The organism is Eisenbergiella sp. OF01-20, assembly GCF_003478085.1.
Lineage (GTDB): Bacteria > Bacillota > Clostridia > Lachnospirales > Lachnospiraceae > Eisenbergiella.
This window is the reverse complement of record NZ_QUES01000052.1, coordinates 23013-39489: the sequence shown is the minus strand read 5'-3', so window position 1 is coordinate 39489 and position 16477 is coordinate 23013. Positions and strand designations below refer to the sequence as shown.

Genomic DNA, 16477 nt, shown 5'->3' with positions numbered 1-16477 from the left:
AGGGCATCAAGTGTGTCAGATGAGGCTGACACACTTGAACGGTCTCATCTCCATGGCAAATTACTAAAGTAATTAGAAAGGCGCTGAAGAAAATTCCTTTTCCATCCCGGCAGCGCCACGCAGACAGCGGGCGGAGGGCCATTTGGCACCTGCGAAGTTTGAGTTACATACCAAAAAACAGACCATAAGAAAATGTGGCAGAAACAGACACGGCCTTACCAGCCGTAGAAATGGAGAACAGTATGGCACTGGCAGTAAAAACAAATAATCTGACAAAATCTTACAACGGCACTCCCTGTGTAAACAATGTGGATCTGCGGATCCCCGAAGGAAGCATTTACGGTTTCCTCGGCCCCAACGGCGCGGGGAAAAGCACCACCATGAAAATGCTCCTGGGACTGATTAAATGCAGCGGCGGCTCCGTAGAGGTGCTTGGGCAGACCATGAACGATAAAAACCGGCTGGAAATCCTGCGGAACACCGGTTCCTTAATTGAATCCCCTTCCTATTATGCCCATCTTACCGGGCGGGAAAATCTGAAAATCGTCTGCCTGCTTAAGGGGGTAGCGGATAAAGAAATCGATGAAGTCCTGCACATCGTGCGCATGGAAAAACAGCAGGACAAGAAAGCCGGACATTATTCCCTGGGCATGAAGCAACGGCTTGGCCTCGCTGCGGCCCTGCTGGGCCGCCCCAGGCTTCTTCTTCTGGATGAACCCACCAACGGCCTGGATCCTGCCGGCATCCAGGAAATGCGGGAACTGATTTGTTCCCTTCCCGGCAAATACGGAATGACCGTCATGGTATCCAGCCACCTGCTCAGTGAAATTGATCAGATGGCTACCCATACAGGCATCATCGACCGGGGGGAGCTGATATTCCAGGACAGCCTCGCCCACCTGTATGAGCACAGCCGGAAACAGATACGGCTGCGCACTATAGATAAGAAAGCCGCCTTCCGTTACCTGACGGAACAGAAAATCAGCTGCCGCCTAGAAGGGGACTTCCTCACCTTCCGGGATATGCCGGATGACAGGCTGGCCCATCTCATGGAAGGGCTTGCCGCAGCCGGGACCGGCCTGCTGCGAATCCAGGATCAGCAGCAGACACTGGAGGATATCTTCCTGGATCTGACCGGAAGGAAGGTGAGCCTGTGAAAACCGATTTACTCGTAGAATGCAAAAAAACCAGGGGACGTTTCCTCTGGCTGCTGCCGCCGGGCGTGGTGGCAACGGAATTCCTATGGATGATGTCCAACAGCTATCTCTCTAAACCGGAAGCCGCGGCAGAAGGATATTTCACCCTGTTATTCCAGCTTCCTCTGATCAATACGATCTTCCTTCCCTTGATACTGGCGGTCATGGCCAGCCGCATCTGTGATGCGGAAAACAAGGGAAATACCTATAAGCTGCTGTGTACCATGCAGGAGAAAAAAAGGATTTTTGACGTCAAGCTGCTTTTGGGAGCCATATACATCCTCTTCCTCACCCTGCTGGAAGCCGGAAACGTACTTCTGCTGGGCGCACTGCTTCCCTTTACCCAGAAACTTCCCGTAAAGCATCTGCTGAACTTCCTTGCCGTGCTCTTTGTGGTTAGCCTGGTGCTGTATCTGATGCAGCAGGTTCTTTCCCTGCTTTTGACCAGCCAGCTCGTGCCTGTCTTTATCGGCCTTTTGGGCAGCATGGTAGGCGTATTTTCCGCCTTTTTCCCTATGGGAAGCCTGGCAAACGTTGTACCCTGGGGCTATTATATGGTAGGAATGACCCTTACCTCCTGGTATGACGAAAGCACCCGCAGCATGTATATATATGAATGCCCCTTCCCCTGGGGCTGGTTCTGTGTTTTCCTTCTTGCAGCGGCGGCGCTCTATATCACGGGGAAACATCTGTTTTTGAAGAAGGAGGTCTGACTATGCTTTTATCCTGTATGCGCGCCGAACTAATGAAACTGAAACGATCCTTTATCTGGGTGGTGTTTCTCCTCCTGCCCATTATCAGCACCGTAATGGGCTGTGCCAATTACCTGCAGAACGTGGAAATTCTCGATTCTCTGTGGTACAGCTTATGGACACAGACCACCCTGTTTTATTCCAACTTTTTCTACGGCCCCCTGATTGCCGTTTACTGCGCCTATCTCTGGCGTGTGGAAAATTTTAACCACAACCGGAATGCCCTGATGACCGCCCCCATACCGGTTCCCGTCCTGTATTTATCCCAGTTCCTGGCTATCGGCTGTGTCACGCTTCTGACCCAGCTCTGGGTGGGCGCTTTATATTTCATCAGCGGCCGTGCAGTGGGAATGACCGGCTTTCCTCCTCCGGAAACCTTTATCTGGCTGCTGCGGGGCTGTGTGGGAGGCCTGGCTATCGCCGCATTGCAGCTTCTGCTGTCCTCCGTTATCAGAAGCTTTGCCCTTCCTATCGCTATCGCCCTGCTGGGCAGCATCGGCGGCCTCCTGTTTTCTGCAAAGGATTTAGGACTTTATTTTCCTTACTCCCTCATGCTTCTTGGTATGAATTCCAACCGGGAGGAAGATATCCTGTCCAGCTCCCCCCTGCCTTTTCTGTTAAGCTGCACCATATTCCTGACTCTTTTCGTACTGCTGGGAATAGGATATCTGAAAAAAGCGGATGTGAAGGCCTGAACATCCCTTCTGAAAAGAGCAGCCCCTGCGGGGGCCGCTCTTTTTTCCGGGGCGGAATCAGGACGGTTCCCCTTCTTCCGTGGGAGGCATACGGGATATATGATCAAAGCAGCAGCGGAATTCGCCGTTCAGCTGTTTCTTTAAAATTTTGCTGTCCTTAAACATTCTCCGCTGCAGATGTCCCTTTCCGTCAGGCTGCTCCAGATAGCACCAGTCACAGCACAGCCAGGTGTCCTCGGACAGCTTTCTGGTATACTGTTCCAGATCCCGTATCCTGCAGCCGGCCGCCGTCCTTTGTATTTTGGTAAAATAAGCCTCCGCCTCCTTGCGTCCGTAAACCCTGGGATGCTCTTCGTCCGTCAGGGCACAGGCTTCATCCATGTACTGCAGCATACCCTCCACATCCTGCTTTTCAAAATACAGGTACAGCATCTGGCTTGCGATCTGTTTTATCTGCGCTTCCTCCAGGATGTCCAGCATACATCCCTGCAGATTTTCCCGCTGTAACAGGTCCGTTTTATACCGTTTCCTCACCTGCTCTCCTTCCCCTGATGCCAGCAGGACGGAATAAAAGCTTTTCTTATCCTGGTACATCAGGTTTTCCGCCTCGTTTACCACCTCCTGAAGCGAGTTTTCAGCCTGTGTCCATTTTACCCCTATCGCAGCGGCATTGCTGTTGTCTTCCCGGAAGATACCTTTCAGGCGGGCCGCTTTTTCCAGAAATTCTTCCTTTTTCAAATCTCTGCAGAGGATGACAAATTCATCCCCGCCTGTCCTGTACTTGGCGGACTCCTTAAAAACGCCGCAGATTTTCTGATAGGTACGTATGAGCAGTTCATCCCCTGCCACATGTCCGTACCGGTCATTCGTTTCCTTCAACCCGTTGATATCAATAAAAATAACACCCCATCCCTGTCCCGCAAGAGGAGGGGTGATATCCCTGATAAAAGCATTCCGGTTCATGGCTCCGGTCAGCCCGTCCGTAAAGCTGAGCTGGTTAAGCCTTTCCTCCATCCGGCTCCGGGAAAGAAGTGACTGGAAAAAGTAAGCAAGGATATTAAGGATAGCCGTGGTATTTTCCAAATCCTTAACAGGCGGATTATCCACCCCGAAAAAACCGATCACCGCATCATTTTCTATCAGGGGCACAGTTACCAGGGAATGGATATTCTGGGGACAGAGGCGTTCGTACTCCTTCCTGTCACTCTCCCTGATATCCTCCAGATCATTGATGATTACACTTTCCCCTTTTTCAAAGAAGGTCATCCACCGCCGCACATCCGTCACCGGCACATCTTTCAGGTTATCAATCTGAGGATCCACTCCCGGCGCACACCATTCAAAGGTATTGTCCATCAGGCTTCCGTATATCTCAAAAATATAGGTCCGCTCGCTGCAGAGATATTCGCCCATGACCCGCAGGGTATTCTGGATCGCCACATCCACGTCCATGGAAGAATGCATCATGCGGATACATTCCAGCACCACACGCTCCCTGTCCAGAGTCTCCTGAAGCCGTTTCTTTTCCCTGACGCTTTTGGTCACGTCCAGCGCAATTTCCATCCTTGCCAGACGACCGCTGCCATCCCAATCCACAAGCTTATCCTTCAGAAGAAAATGGCCCTCCGCCAGCTCGTTGTCTCTTTCCCATTCATAATAGCTGTCCTCGGATAGCAGATGATTATTGCAGAATTCACAGGGCTGTGTCCTTCCCTGAAGGACTTCATAGCATTTTTTGCCCTTCACCTGCCGGAAATCATCATATCCGAATACCTGAAGCCCGCATTTATTCAGGAAAAGCAGCTCATAGCTCTCCCTGTCGGACACATATATCAGTTCATTCAAACCATCGAATTGTTCTGCCAGATTTTTCATGATTACCTCGCTTATCTCTGCCTTCATCATACCTTTTCATAACGGGTCTGTCCAGCAGATCCCATTCATCCCGCAGGAAAAGACGGGAACTAAAAAAACGAGGATTGCAAACCCCGGCGGTTACGGATATAATTAATTCCGGTAACCCATCGGAACGGATTACCAAATATCCGTATTTTCGGGAGGTTCGGACATTATGAAAAGTAAAGCTCTCAAGGCGGCGTTTCCTTATACCCTGCCGGTCATGATGGGATATCTTTTTCTTGGCATGGCCTTCGGCATCCTGCTGACCAGCAAAGGAATTGCTTATGGATGGGCACTATTCATGAGTCTGTTTGTATATGCCGGTTCCATGCAGTTTGTAGCTATTGAACTGCTTCTTGTGCCCTTTGCACCGCTTTCTGCCGCCCTGGTAACCCTTATGGTAAATGCCCGCCATCTTTTTTACGGGCTTTCTATGCTGGAGCCATTTAAAATTATGGGAAAACTGAAACCCTATATGATATTTTCCTTATCGGATGAAACCTATTCTCTGGAATGCGCCGCCAAACCGCCGGAGGGAATTGACCGGAAATTTTTCCTGTTCTTCATAGCCCTTCTGGATCAGAGCTACTGGGTGTTTGGCACCCTGGCCGGGGTACTGGCGGGAAATATATTCCCTTTTGATTCCACGGGCATTGATTTCGCCATGACCGCCCTGTTTCTGGTCATTTTCCTGGAGCAATGGGAAAGCACCGCCAACCATATCCCCGCCGCCGCAGGCCTGATCCTTACGGTCATCTGTCTGGTTACGGCAGGAAGCGATAATTTTCTTCTGTTCTCCATGGCAGGCATCCTCGTGTTCCTTATCCTGTTCAGAAAACAATGTACAACGGAGAAACCCCTATGACAAGTATACAAATCCTTATCACGCTTTTAACTATCTCCTTCATCACCATACTCACCCGCGCGCTTCCCTTCCTTTTCTTTCCCGCAGGGAAAAAAACGCCGGAAATTGTCACCTATCTCGGTACTGTTCTTCCGTTTGCCGCCATTGCCATGCTGGTGATCTATTGTTTTAAGTCCGTTTCCATCACGGAAGGCTCCCATGGGATACCGGAGCTGCTGGCGGCGGCCTTTGTTCTCGGTGTACATAAGTGGAAGCACAACATGCTTCTGAGCATCGGCGGAGGTACCGTGCTGTATATGATTCTTGTGCAGGCGGTGTTCTAGAGTGTGTTTGAAAATGCATTCCTGCAATCTGAACGCCCCGGGCAAAAGGGGTAAAAAATGTCCGCAGATACCGGTTATCCGGTATTTACGGACATTTGCCATTTCCCTTCCTCTTCAACAGGGACAACAGTTCTCCTTAGTAATTTTCAGCCTTTACCTGGAAATACGCCTGCGGATGTGCACAAACCGGACAAACCTCGGGAGCTTTCCTGCCTACGCAGATATGTCCGCAGTTGGAGCACTGCCATACCACATCACCGTCCTTGGAAAATACCAGATCGCCGTTTACATTGGCAAGAAGCTTCCGGTATCTTTCTTCATGCTCTTTTTCAATCCTGGCTACGCCTTGAAATAATTTTGCGATTTCGTCAAAGCCTTCTTCCTTCGCTTCTTTGGCAAAGGTTGCATACATATCTGTCCACTCGTAATTCTCACCTTCCGCGGCTGCTTCCAGACATTCCGCCGTTGTGCCGATACCGCCGTTAATCAGCTTAAACCACATTTTTGCATGCTCTTTTTCATTGTTGGCTGTCTCTTCAAAAATATTGGCAATCTGCACATAGCCGTCTTTTCTGGCCTTGGAAGCAAAGTATGTATATTTGTTTCTTGCCATAGATTCCCCTGCAAATGCGGTTTCCAGATTCTTTTCTGTTTTGGATCCTTTTAATTCTGCCATAACATGTTCTCCTTTTCTTTTGAAAAAATTAGTGTTCCGTAACGATTAACTGTTCTTATTTTACTCCCAAATCAGCGCTTCTGTCCACATAAAAAGTATGAAGCATCTGTTCTGCAAGACTGCTCAGAGGTTTTCCGTAGAACTCCCCGTACAGCCGGATAAGCTCTTCATTCTGATGGCTGCAGCGTATCTTCATCTGCCTGTCTCTTTCGTACAGGCTTTGGATACGGGCCTTAATCAGGGTCTCCCCCTTCCACTGCGTGTCCTTTGGCTGCCCTCCGCCTCCGATACAGCCTCCGGGGCAGGTCATCACTTCCACGAAATGATACTGCTTTTCCCCGTTTTTTATCTTTTCCAGAAGGCGTCCCGCGTTAGCGGTTCCATATACCACCGCCAGTTTAAGGATCACATCATCATTGATATAGACAAAAGCTTCCTTTACGCCGTCAAGCCCTCTGACGGACTGCAGCTCATACAGCAGCGGCGGGGCTTCTTCCCCGGTTACCATATGGTAGGCTGTCCGGACTGCGGCTTCCATAACCCCGCCGGTATTCCCGAAAATCACACCGGCACCGGAGCCTTCCCCCATAAAGCCGTCATAATCCTCATCCACAAGCCCTGCGAAGTCGATTTCCTCTTCCCTTGCCCATGCGGCCAGTTCTCTGGTGGTGATGCAGTAATCCATATCACGCATTCCTTCGATTCCCAGATAACGCCCTGCGGCATTCATTTCTTCCCGGCGGATTTCGAACTTTTTAGCCGTACAGGGGGTAAGGGCCACATTGACAATCCGTCTGGGATCAAGACCCATTTTCTTTGCAAAATAGGTCTTAATGGTAGGACCCTGAATGCCGATAGGACTTTTAGCCGAAGACAGATAATCCCTTACATCGGGATAATAGGTCTCCACATATTTCACCCAGGCCGGACAGCAGCTGGTAAACTGAGGCAGGGGGCCTGTCCCTTTGGTCAGCCGTTCCACCAGTTCACCGGCCTCCTCCATAATCGTCATATCTGCGGCGAAATTGGTATCCAGGACATAATCCGCACCCAGCTTCCGCAGCAGCGCCACCATTTTCCCCTGGACAAAGCTTCCGTCCGCCATGCCGAACTCCTCACCCAGCGCAGCACGGACGGAAGGGGAGGTGCTGAAAATAACAATGCGTTCCGGGTCTGCCGCCGCCTCTCTGACACTTTTATATTCATACCGTTCCGTAATACTGCCTGCAGGGCAGACATTGGCGCACTGCCCGCAATGGATACAGATAGCGTTGTCTCCCGTAAGGCCCAGGTCATAGCGTCCCGCCACCCCGATGCTTTCCGTACATACCTTTTTGCACTGGCCGCATTTGATACATTTGGCCTCATCCCTGCATATGGACGGGTTGTCCGGTTCTATGGGAACCCTGATATCCGTAAAATTATGCTTGCTCATCCTTTGTCCTTTCTTTCCTGAGAGAATTGCCGCGGCTGTCCCTTTGCCTTGCTGTCCGGCCTGCATTCCCCGCCGGCCGGTGATCCGCAGGTCGTTTTCTTTGATGGTTCCAGTATATCCCATCCTTTTTTGCTTGTCAATAACAATAATAGAAATAATTACTATTTTTATTATCTTTTGGTAACCGTTCAGACGACATCCCTCCCGGATTGTTTAGGTAGAAAAAAATTATAACTATTCTCTCCCTTGTCCCCTCTCCTTCCGGTATTTTATGATAAGTTTGCAAGGGGATTCCCATAAACCTGCCCCGGGACGTGTCCTCCTCATACCCGCAATGTAACGGTTCCTTACCTTCACCGTTACCTCTCAACTGCAGCAATCACAGGAAAAACAATGGATATTTTAAAACAGAACAAACGGACGGTGTTTCTTTTGATCGCCGTAATACTGGCCGGTACATGCCTGCAAATCCTGGCTCCCCGGTTTCTGAGCGCCTTTATCGACAAAGCGGAATACAAAGCCCCGGTAACGGCAATCGCCCTCATGATAGCCGGATATCTGGCAACGGTCCTTGCACAAAAAGGGACAGGGATCTGCGAAGTCTATCTCTCTTCCAGGCTTGGGGGGAAAATCACAAACCGGATAAGGCACCAAATGCTGGAACATTTTATTTGTTTACCCATGACCGCCCACGAAACCTTCAGCAGCGGTGAAATCATGACCCGTCTGGACGAGGATGTGGAAGGCGTTTATGACTATTATCAGATTTTATTTCTCCGCATAGGAACCAGTGCCCTTCTGCTCACCGGCGTCCTTCTTACAGTAGGTATGAAAAACGGGCCGCTCGCCCTTCTGATGCTCGCCGTATGCCTGGTGAGTATCCGGGTATACAAAGCCATTTCGGATTTCGGCACAAAATGCTATTTGAAAAGCAGCCAGGCAGCCGCAGTCTTTAACGGTTTCCTGAAGGATAAGCTGGATAATCTCGTGGAAATCCATCTGGCAGGCGCAGACCGGTATACCCTGCTTTCCCTGAAAAAGGCGATGCATGCAAAATTCCGGGAGTCCCTCCCCGCAGGCCGGATGTACGGCAGGCTTTGGAGAGCCTCCACCGTACTGGAAGTAATCAGCATATCCGGTACCCTGCTCATCGCCTCTCTCCTGTGGGATCAGGGGGTAATCACCCTGGGAACGGCTTATCTGTTTTACAACTATGTGGACTTGATCTATGCACCTCTCCAATCTTTCCGGAACCATCTGGGCGGGCTGCAGAATGCAGCCGCACGGAAAAAGAGGGTGGAAGCCTTTTTAAAGCAGCCAGCGGAAACGGACAGGGCGGGACAGACTGCCTCCCTGACGGAGTTCCGGTCCCTGGAGGTGAAGGATCTGCATTTTCATTATGAGGGAGGCCCTGAAATTCTCCATGGAATCAACCTTTCCCTAAAAAAGGGGGACTGCCTGGGTATTACAGGTGAAACCGGATGCGGAAAATCCACGCTGGTAAAGCTCCTGGCAGGGCTTTACCAATGCCCGCCCGGCAGCATCTACATCAATGGCCTGGAATCTGCCAGCTACCGTCTGGAGGAACTGAGGGAAAAAATCCTGTACTGTCCCCAGAAAACCCAGCTGTTACATGGTACGCTTCGTGATAACATCACCCTGTTTGATCAGGACATCGGGGATGATGCTATTTATAAAGCGGTAAACGCCCTGGGCCTGAAGGACTGGCTGGAAGGTTTTGAGAAAGGCCTGGATACCCCTCTTTCCTTAGCCGAAGGCAGCATTTCCTCGGGGGAAGGACAGTTCATAAGCATAATCCGGCTGTTCCTGCGTGATCCCCAGGTAATCATCCTGGACGAAATCACCGCCAATCTGGACAGGAAAAAAGAAAAAGAGCTGATGGATGCCGTAAAGCATCTGACTGCAGATCGGACCGTTATCCTGATTGCCCACCATGCGCAGGCGCTGTCTGTCGTAAACAAAACTGTAGCGATCCCGTCCCGGCAGCACCGTACGGGATTCTGACCAAAGAGTATCCGGCACCGGTAAAATCCGGTTTCATAATCTGTATTCCCTTGCCCTGCCGGAAAGGGAAGGTACGGGAAAGGAAGATTCTCCCCATGAAAAAGAAACACTATGGCTCCTTTTATTATAAGACCCTAAAAATAAAACCCTGGCTCACTCTGTTCAGCATCCTTCTCAATATCGGCATCTTTTGCTACGCATCCGTAAACATAAGCTGTTTACGCTGGATTCTGAACAGTCTCCAGGAAAGCATACGCGGTCTGGGAATCCTGCGCAGGATCTGGCCCTGCTTTGTAATTATGGCCCTGAACTGCGCATTCCGCTGCCTGTGCATAAAAGCGTCAGCCTATGTGGATGTCCTGCGAAGCTACTATTACCAGGACAGCCTCCGGCTGCAGTTTTTCAGGAGCCTTTTGCAAAGCAGGCGTATGAAAGACAGGGCCGCCAATGCGGGAAAAACCTTTGAACAGCTGGATGATGATGTGCCCGCCGCTGTGTTTCCAGCGGAACTGCTGACTGAGGTAACCGGCTATCTGGTATATACCCTGGTAGCCATCGGTTCCCTTCTTCTTATCAACTGGAAAATAACCCTGTTACTTTTTCTCCCTCTGTCCCTGTTTCTGTTCCTTATCCGGAAATTATCCGGCCGGATCGGGGAAAGCCGCAGACAGAACCGGGCCATGCACGATTTTGTTTCTGATACGCTGGCCGACATGGTAACCGCGGTACTTTCTATCAAAACGGCAGGAGGCAGAAACTCCGTTCTGAAACGATATGATTCCGTCCTGGAGCAGCGCACCGGGGCCCTGATAAACGATAACCTGTTCCAGTCCGCGGTAAATTCCGCGGTGGATATCGCCTCCGTCATCTGTGTTGCCGCCATGATGGCAGGGGTTGCCGGCCTTATGCGCTCGGGCAGATTTCCTTTGGGTGATTTCTCTATCTTTATCTGTTACCTGGATACCCTGAATGACTGCATTCTCCGTATAATCGAACTGTACACGGAAACAAAGAAGGCGGAGGTTTCCTGGCACCGGATTGCCGAAACCGCCGGAGAAGATAACATGGACTGTCTGGGCAGGGACGGAGACCTGATCCGGGCCGGCATCAAGAATATCTCCTGTGCTGCTCTGCCCGAAACGGATTTGCCCCCTGCTTTTTCCGATATCCTGAAAGACCCCTTCCGGCAGCTGGAGGTAAAAAATCTCTCCTGCATTTATGAGGACGGCAGAGGTGTCCGGGATGTGGAATTCACCCTGCATTCCGGGGAAATCCTTGTTCTTTCCGGCCCTGTTGCTTCCGGGAAATCAAGCGTGCTTCATGCCCTGCTGGGCCTTGTCCCCCGCACCTGCGGAGAAATACGATGGAACGCAGCAGAACAAAAGGATCCCTTTACTCTGTTCCGTCCGCCCCACACAGTATGCATTCTGCAGAACTCCCATCTGCAAAATGCCACGATCCGGGAAAATCTGACCATGGGAAGGGATTACACCGATGAGGCCTGCCTGGAGGCTCTGGAAAAAGGCTGTATTGCAGAGGAAATCATGCATATGCCTGACGGCCTGCATACGCTGATAGGAGAAAACGGCGTGATGCTTTCCGGGGGACAAAAGCAGCGGCTCCTGTTATCCCGCATGTTTCTGGTTCACGCCGGCCTGTACCTGCTGGACGATGCCACAAGCGCCCTGGATCGGGAGACGGAAAAAAAGCTTATGGCAAACCTGAAGGAACGGGTACGTCAGGACAAGGCAGCCGCTATTATCATCAGTAACAGTAAGGCGGCGGAAGAAATGGCAGACCGGATCGTATCTATCTAGCCCATCGTCCGGCCTCAGGGATTCTCTAGGAATACTCATCCCTCCGAGCGGATAGCCCATCTCATTTTCGTAGACCGGGCGCGGCTGTTTCTGCTGCATTCCTCCTGGGAAGGGCGGATGACATCCCTGGATATTTCCCGGTAAAGCCCTTCCTTATAATCCTGTTTAAAGAACTTCTTTACGATGCGGTCTTCCCCGGAATGGAAGGTCAGAACCGCCGCACGGCCGTTTGGTGCCAGCACACCCGGCAGCTTTTCCATAAAGGAATACAAGGCCTCAAATTCATTGTTTACATCGATCCGCAAAGCCTGGAAGGTTCTTTGGCAGGATTTTTTCACCGCTTCTTTCCGTTCCGGAGCCGGCAGCTGTGAAAGCGCATCCTCCACCGCCCGGCGCAGATCCCCTGTGGCAGCAATAGGTTTTCCCCGCCGCCGCCGGGAAACCACTTCCCGGGCAATCTCTGCCGCATAGGGTTCATCGGCATTCTCAAGAAGCATGCCCTGCAGTTCTTCCTGGGTAATCTCCGTAAGCCTCTCTGCCGCGCTGATCCCCTTTTCCGGGTTCATGCGCAAATCCAGAGGGCCGTCCGTTTTATAAGAAAACCCCCGGTCAGGGTTATCGATCTGCATGGAAGAAACGCCCAGATCCGCCAGTACAAAATCAAACAGCCCCGCTTCCGCAGACACCCGGTCAATATCGGCAAAATTCTGCAGCCGGACGGAAAGAATCTCCTCTCCGAATCCCAGCTTCTCAAGCCGTTCCTTTGTTTTCGCAGACTCTATCGGATCCACGTCCAGAGCGTACAGATGCCCGCGGGAGTCCAGACACTTGAGCATTTCCAGTGTATGCCCTCCATAACCAAGCGTGGCGTCCAGACCGGTCTGTCCGGGCTTAATCTGCAGGAATTCCAGAATCTCATTGACACAAATAGAAATATGCATCCCTGCGGGGGTGCTCCCCTTTTGGATGACCCGGGATACCGTGTCCGCGTATTTTTCGGGATTCAGCTCCTTATATTTTTCTTTATAGCTTTTCGGATAAGCGCCCGAATAACGGACGCGCCGCTTATGCTTCTTTTCCTGGTTTTCCATTTCATGCCTCCTTACGTATTCTTTTTCAGGAACTGTTCTGTATCTTCCTTGTTACTGCAGAATCATAGAAACAACAGCGGATTTTAGCCGTATCCGCTGTTGTTGTATATTTATCCATATTTGCCGCAGAATTCCCTGCGATTTCATTTTGCAGGGTTGGCGCAAGAATGCGCATAACAGATACCTCTATACCATTATATTAGGTCTGAAAAATTTTTAAGTCAATAAAAATAGGTAGTTTATGTATTTTAAAACATATTGTTGCAAGCCAGGGGGCAGAAAGTGTAACCGCAAAATACGTACCTGCCATTCCCGCAGCCGTTTCTTCCGCTTCTTTCTTATCCTTTGATCCCGCCGGCCATCACCCCATGCTTAAAGTTTTTCTGGGCACAGGTATAAACGAGAATGATAGGGAGCATGGATAGCAGGCTGCCGGCCATAAGCACATTATACTCTGTCCCATATTGGCCGTTCAGGTTGTTCAGCGCAAGCGTAAGCGTCATCTTGTTTTTATCCGTCAGCATCAGCAGCGGCCACAGATAGTCATTCCAGCTTTCCATGAACGTGGTTATCGTCAGTGTGGCGACGGAGGACATGCATAGCGGAAGGATGACCACCCGGAATATACGGAACATTCCCGCGCCGTCGATCCGGGCCGCTTCCATAAAATCATTGGGGATGGAACGCATTTGCTGTACCAGCATAAAAATTCCGAACACCCGGAAAAGGGAAGGGAGGATGACACTGGGGTAGGTATTGATAAGCCCCAGCTTATTCATAATCACAAACAACGGAATCAACGTCACCTGGGTCGGTATCATCATAGAAGCCAGATACAGCTTCAGAAGCCCGTCTGCCCCGGGAAAACGGATTTTGGTGAAGGCAAAGGCCGCCATGGAAGCCGACAGTATCGTAATCAGAGTATAGCTTACGGTAATGAAAAAGCTGTTGAAAATAGCCCTGAGAAACGGAAATTTGGAAAATACCTTTTGATAAGCGTCCAGCGTGGGATTTTCAGGAATCCACCGAATTGGAATTTCCATCAGTGCACCCTTGCTTTTTAAGGAGGTGGAAACCATCCATAAAAAAGGGACCATCACGATCACGGCGATCAGACAGGATACGAAATAAAAGCGGAAGGCCCGCCAGAATTTATGATTCATAATGTACCCATCCTTTCTGCAGTTTCATCTGTACGCCGGTCAGGATAAATATAATGAGAAAAAGAAGCCAGGAATAGGCCGATGCATACCCCATTTTAAAATATTTAAAACCATAGGTATAAATCCGTTCCACCATTACCTGAGTGGCCCCGTTGGGTCCGCCTTCCGTCATGATCATAACCTGGGGGAACAGCTGGAACGCATTGATCAGGGACATGATCAGGCAGAAAAAGACAGACGGGGTCAAAAGAGGCAGTGTTATCTTAAAAAACTGCCTGCTTTTCCCGGCACCGTCCACCCTGGCGGCTTCATAATAGCCCGTATCGATGGCTTTCAGCCCGGAGAGCAGGAACAGCCCGAAAAATCCCATATCCTTCCATACCGACGCCAGCACAATGGCGGGCATGGCCCATACCTCACTGGTAAGCCAGCTGGGGCCTTTTATTCCCACAAAGGAGAGAAGCTGGTTAAAGATCCCATACTGGGGGCTTAATACCCATTTCCAGATCAGACTTGCCGCAACCCATGAGGTCAGCACGGGAATATAATACATAATACGGAATACGGTGATTCCCTTCCTGTTTTTATTCAGGATAACGGCAACACCCAGGGCTGCCGCAAAAACAAGGGGAATATAAAGTACAATATAGTAAATCGTATGTCCCAGCACCTTCCAGAACTCTGCGGTAGTCAGTATTTTAATATAATTGTCAATTCCGATAAAATGACCGGAGAGGGTTTTCCAGTCCAGTGCATCCAGCCCGTTCCAGTCGGTCAGGCTGATAATTATAGAAATCAGGATGGGCAGCAGGCTGAACACAATCATGCCGGCAAAGCTGGGAAGCATGAATGGAAAAGACTGCAGGAGCGCCTGAAACCGCCTTTTTTTCTTCATAATTGTTTATCTCCGCAGCGGGAATCCCCGCATTTCCTTGACCGCAGCCGCGGCGGGCCTTACGGCCCCTGCCGGAAGACAGGGGCCGGGCACCGTACCGTCCGCCGCACACGTTACTGTTCCTGTTTATTGTGAAAGCTCCGCTTACATAATATTGATGGCCATTCGGCCGGCTGCTTTCATACATGGTGTTGCCCGGTTAACCGGGCATGGGCGTTCATTTCAGGGTAATCTGGGCTTCACATTCGCTCTGTGCCTGATCCAGTGCGTCCTTTACCGAAAGCTTTCCGGAAGCCGCCATGGAAAGCTTATCCGTGATAATATCGGACATCAGGGAATAGTCTTCGATGATAGGGGCGACCACCAGATAATCCAGGGAGTCAAATACGGCCTGCCGGTTTTCAGGAGGTGTGATGGCAAGGTACCCGGAAAGCACTTCCTGGTTATTGATTGCAGGCAGATCCCAGCCCGCATCAATCCGCATCTGCGCCGATTGATCGCTGGATGCCAGCCAGTTGATCCAGGTTGCTGCCGCTTCTTTTTTATCACTCTTTGCATTCACTGCCAGCGCATTGCTGAAGAAATGGGTGGCTTTCTGTGTTCCGCCTGGCTCCACGCATATATCCCATGCAAAATCACAGCCCTCGGTAAAGGTGGAAAATGCCCAGATACCGGTGGGAATCATGCCAAGACGGCCGCTCTGGAACAGATCCCAGTCACCCATGCCGCCCATCTGCTCATCACTTGGCTGTACATTGCTCTCCGTCACCTTATTGATCATCATTTCCGCAGCCGTCAGGTTTTCCGGAGAATTAATGGTGAAAGCCGTCTTATCCTCATTTAAAATACTTCCGCCGTACTGTGCAGCCACCTTAAAGAATTCATTGAAGGTAATCGGCTGATAAATCCCATAAGTATTTTTATCCAGTGCCCGGATTGCTTCCGCTGCCTTCAGCGCATCGTCCCATGTCCAGTCATCCGAAGGATACTCTATCTGTGCCTGGTCAAAAAGATCCTTATTGTAAATGAGCACCACATTGGAGAAGTTTCCGGGCACGCCGTATTGTTTCCCGTCCACGTTGAATGCGCTCAGGGCCGTTTCGTCATAACCGGAGGTATCGATGCCGGTCAGCTCCGCCAATGCCCCCTTATTGGCATAGGCCGCAAAATTTTCAATATTCAGTTCATAACAGTCGGGTGCGGTTCCCCCTGCTACCCGGGTCTGCATCTGGGTGAAATAATCGTCATAGCCAATGGTTTCGATGGTTACCGTAATGTTGGGGTATTCTTCATGAAAGGCTTCATACATCTTCTGCAGGGTTTCCTCATTGCTTCCGGACGCGTTAAAGTTGGCATAGGTAATGGTTACCGCCTCCTGGGCATCCCCCTGTGCGGAAACGTCCACGGTTTCCGCCGCCTTGCTTTCTTCCGCTGTCCCTTCCTCCGCAGCTTTTGATCCTGTTTCTGCAGGAGTCTGGCTTTCTACCGCGGTTTCCGACGAACCGCACCCTGCCATGGACATGACCATCACCGCACTCATCATAACTGCCAGCCACTTTTTGAGATTTCTTTTTTTCATTCTTTTCTCCCTTCTGCGCTTCGGCGCAAATCCTTTTTAAGCGTAAATATATGTGTTGCATTTAAC

The 16477-nt window shown here is 50.5% G+C and carries 14 protein-coding genes; 7 read left to right on the top strand and 7 right to left on the bottom strand.

The window, feature by feature from the left end:
• Positions 1 to 242 precede the first annotated feature (242 nt).
• Genes DXA36_RS30435 through DXA36_RS30425 form a run of 3 tightly spaced genes read left to right on the top strand, consistent with a single transcriptional unit; the run spans position 243 to position 2643 of the window.
• Positions 243 to 1157, top strand: a complete 915-nt coding sequence (locus tag DXA36_RS30435) for an ATP-binding cassette domain-containing protein (RefSeq protein ID WP_118683008.1) — start codon at positions 243 to 245, stop codon at positions 1155 to 1157.
• Positions 1154 to 1909: an ABC transporter permease gene (locus tag DXA36_RS30430; protein ID WP_118683007.1), complete on the top strand. Its 756-nt coding sequence runs from the start codon at positions 1154 to 1156 to the stop codon at positions 1907 to 1909. The genes DXA36_RS30435 and DXA36_RS30430 overlap by 4 nt, the downstream gene beginning before the upstream one ends.
• Positions 1910 to 1911: 2 nt before the next feature.
• The gene (locus DXA36_RS30425; RefSeq protein ID WP_118683006.1) at positions 1912 to 2643 is read left to right on the top strand and encodes an ABC transporter permease; all 732 of its coding nucleotides are present in this window, start codon (positions 1912 to 1914) and stop codon (positions 2641 to 2643) included.
• Between the two features lie 57 nt (positions 2644 to 2700).
• Here DXA36_RS30425 and DXA36_RS30420 read toward each other — a convergent pair whose 3' ends face one another.
• Entirely contained in the window at positions 2701 to 4548 is a 1848-nt protein-coding gene (locus DXA36_RS30420; protein WP_118683005.1) for a sensor domain-containing diguanylate cyclase, read from the bottom strand.
• Positions 4549 to 4714: 166 nt separating this feature from the next.
• Between DXA36_RS30420 and DXA36_RS30415 the strand changes: the two genes are divergently transcribed.
• A complete protein-coding gene (locus DXA36_RS30415; RefSeq protein WP_118683004.1) occupies positions 4715 to 5407 on the top strand; it encodes an AzlC family ABC transporter permease in 693 nt (230 codons plus the stop codon).
• Positions 5404 to 5730 carry a branched-chain amino acid transporter permease gene (locus DXA36_RS30410; protein ID WP_118683003.1) on the top strand — a complete coding sequence of 109 codons (327 nt, stop codon included), beginning with the start codon at positions 5404 to 5406 and terminating at the stop codon, positions 5728 to 5730. The genes DXA36_RS30415 and DXA36_RS30410 overlap by 4 nt, the downstream gene beginning before the upstream one ends.
• A 136-nt stretch (positions 5731 to 5866) precedes the next feature.
• Here the strand turns inward: DXA36_RS30410 and rbr are convergent, their stop codons facing one another.
• Both rbr and DXA36_RS30400 read right to left on the bottom strand, forming a co-directional pair.
• Positions 5867 to 6406: a rubrerythrin gene (gene rbr / locus DXA36_RS30405; RefSeq protein ID WP_118683002.1), complete on the bottom strand. Its 540-nt coding sequence runs from the start codon at positions 6404 to 6406 to the stop codon at positions 5867 to 5869.
• Positions 6407 to 6461: 55 nt separating this feature from the next.
• A complete protein-coding gene (locus tag DXA36_RS30400; RefSeq protein ID WP_243114780.1) occupies positions 6462 to 7964 on the bottom strand; it encodes a [FeFe] hydrogenase, group A in 1503 nt (500 codons plus the stop codon).
• Between the two features lie 270 nt (positions 7965 to 8234).
• Between DXA36_RS30400 and DXA36_RS30395 the strand changes: the two genes are divergently transcribed.
• Together DXA36_RS30395 and DXA36_RS30390 are read left to right on the top strand one after the other, a co-directional pair.
• Positions 8235 to 9866, top strand: a complete 1632-nt coding sequence (locus DXA36_RS30395) for an ABC transporter ATP-binding protein (RefSeq protein WP_118683001.1) — start codon at positions 8235 to 8237, stop codon at positions 9864 to 9866.
• 95 nt (positions 9867 to 9961) lie between these two features.
• Positions 9962 to 11683, top strand: a complete 1722-nt coding sequence (locus DXA36_RS30390) for an ATP-binding cassette domain-containing protein (protein WP_118683000.1) — start codon at positions 9962 to 9964, stop codon at positions 11681 to 11683.
• A gap of 35 nt (positions 11684 to 11718) precedes the next feature.
• Here DXA36_RS30390 and rsmH read toward each other — a convergent pair whose 3' ends face one another.
• The 4 genes from rsmH to DXA36_RS30370 form a co-directional block, all read right to left on the bottom strand.
• Positions 11719 to 12774, bottom strand: a complete 1056-nt coding sequence (rsmH, locus tag DXA36_RS30385; protein ID WP_118682999.1) for a 16S rRNA (cytosine(1402)-N(4))-methyltransferase RsmH — start codon at positions 12772 to 12774, stop codon at positions 11719 to 11721.
• Positions 12775 to 13112: 338 nt separating this feature from the next.
• On the bottom strand, positions 13113 to 13937 hold the full coding sequence (locus DXA36_RS30380) for a carbohydrate ABC transporter permease (RefSeq protein WP_118682998.1): 825 nt from the start codon (positions 13935 to 13937) through the stop codon (positions 13113 to 13115).
• Complete coding sequence (locus DXA36_RS30375; RefSeq protein ID WP_118682997.1) at positions 13927 to 14832, bottom strand: carbohydrate ABC transporter permease; 906 nt, start codon at positions 14830 to 14832, stop codon at positions 13927 to 13929. Before DXA36_RS30375 ends, DXA36_RS30380 begins: the two co-directional genes overlap by 11 nt.
• Before the next feature lie 217 nt (positions 14833 to 15049).
• A complete protein-coding gene (locus DXA36_RS30370; protein WP_118682996.1) occupies positions 15050 to 16411 on the bottom strand; it encodes an ABC transporter substrate-binding protein in 1362 nt (453 codons plus the stop codon).
• Positions 16412 to 16477: the final 66 nt, after the last annotated feature.

Bases quoted from the DNA above. Each gene is read 5' to 3' on its own strand.
- DXA36_RS30435 (WP_118683008.1), top strand. From the start codon at position 243: ATGGCACTGGCAGTAAAAACAAATAATCTGACAAAATCTTACAACGGC.
- DXA36_RS30425 (WP_118683006.1), top strand. From the start codon at position 1,912: ATGCTTTTATCCTGTATGCGCGCCGAACTAATGAAACTGAAACGATCC.
- DXA36_RS30420 (WP_118683005.1), bottom strand. From the start codon at position 4,548: ATGATGAAGGCAGAGATAAGCGAGGTAATCATGAAAAATCTGGCAGAA.
- DXA36_RS30415 (WP_118683004.1), top strand. From the start codon at position 4,715: ATGAAAAGTAAAGCTCTCAAGGCGGCGTTTCCTTATACCCTGCCGGTC.
- DXA36_RS30410 (WP_118683003.1), top strand. From the start codon at position 5,404: ATGACAAGTATACAAATCCTTATCACGCTTTTAACTATCTCCTTCATC.
- rbr (WP_118683002.1), bottom strand. From the start codon at position 6,406: ATGGCAGAATTAAAAGGATCCAAAACAGAAAAGAATCTGGAAACCGCA.
- DXA36_RS30400 (WP_243114780.1), bottom strand. From the start codon at position 7,964: ATGGGATATACTGGAACCATCAAAGAAAACGACCTGCGGATCACCGGC.
- DXA36_RS30395 (WP_118683001.1), top strand. From the start codon at position 8,235: ATGGATATTTTAAAACAGAACAAACGGACGGTGTTTCTTTTGATCGCC.
- DXA36_RS30390 (WP_118683000.1), top strand. From the start codon at position 9,962: ATGAAAAAGAAACACTATGGCTCCTTTTATTATAAGACCCTAAAAATA.
- rsmH (WP_118682999.1), bottom strand. From the start codon at position 12,774: ATGGAAAACCAGGAAAAGAAGCATAAGCGGCGCGTCCGTTATTCGGGC.
- DXA36_RS30380 (WP_118682998.1), bottom strand. From the start codon at position 13,937: ATGAATCATAAATTCTGGCGGGCCTTCCGCTTTTATTTCGTATCCTGT.
- DXA36_RS30375 (WP_118682997.1), bottom strand. From the start codon at position 14,832: ATGAAGAAAAAAAGGCGGTTTCAGGCGCTCCTGCAGTCTTTTCCATTC.
- DXA36_RS30370 (WP_118682996.1), bottom strand. From the start codon at position 16,411: ATGAAAAAAAGAAATCTCAAAAAGTGGCTGGCAGTTATGATGAGTGCG.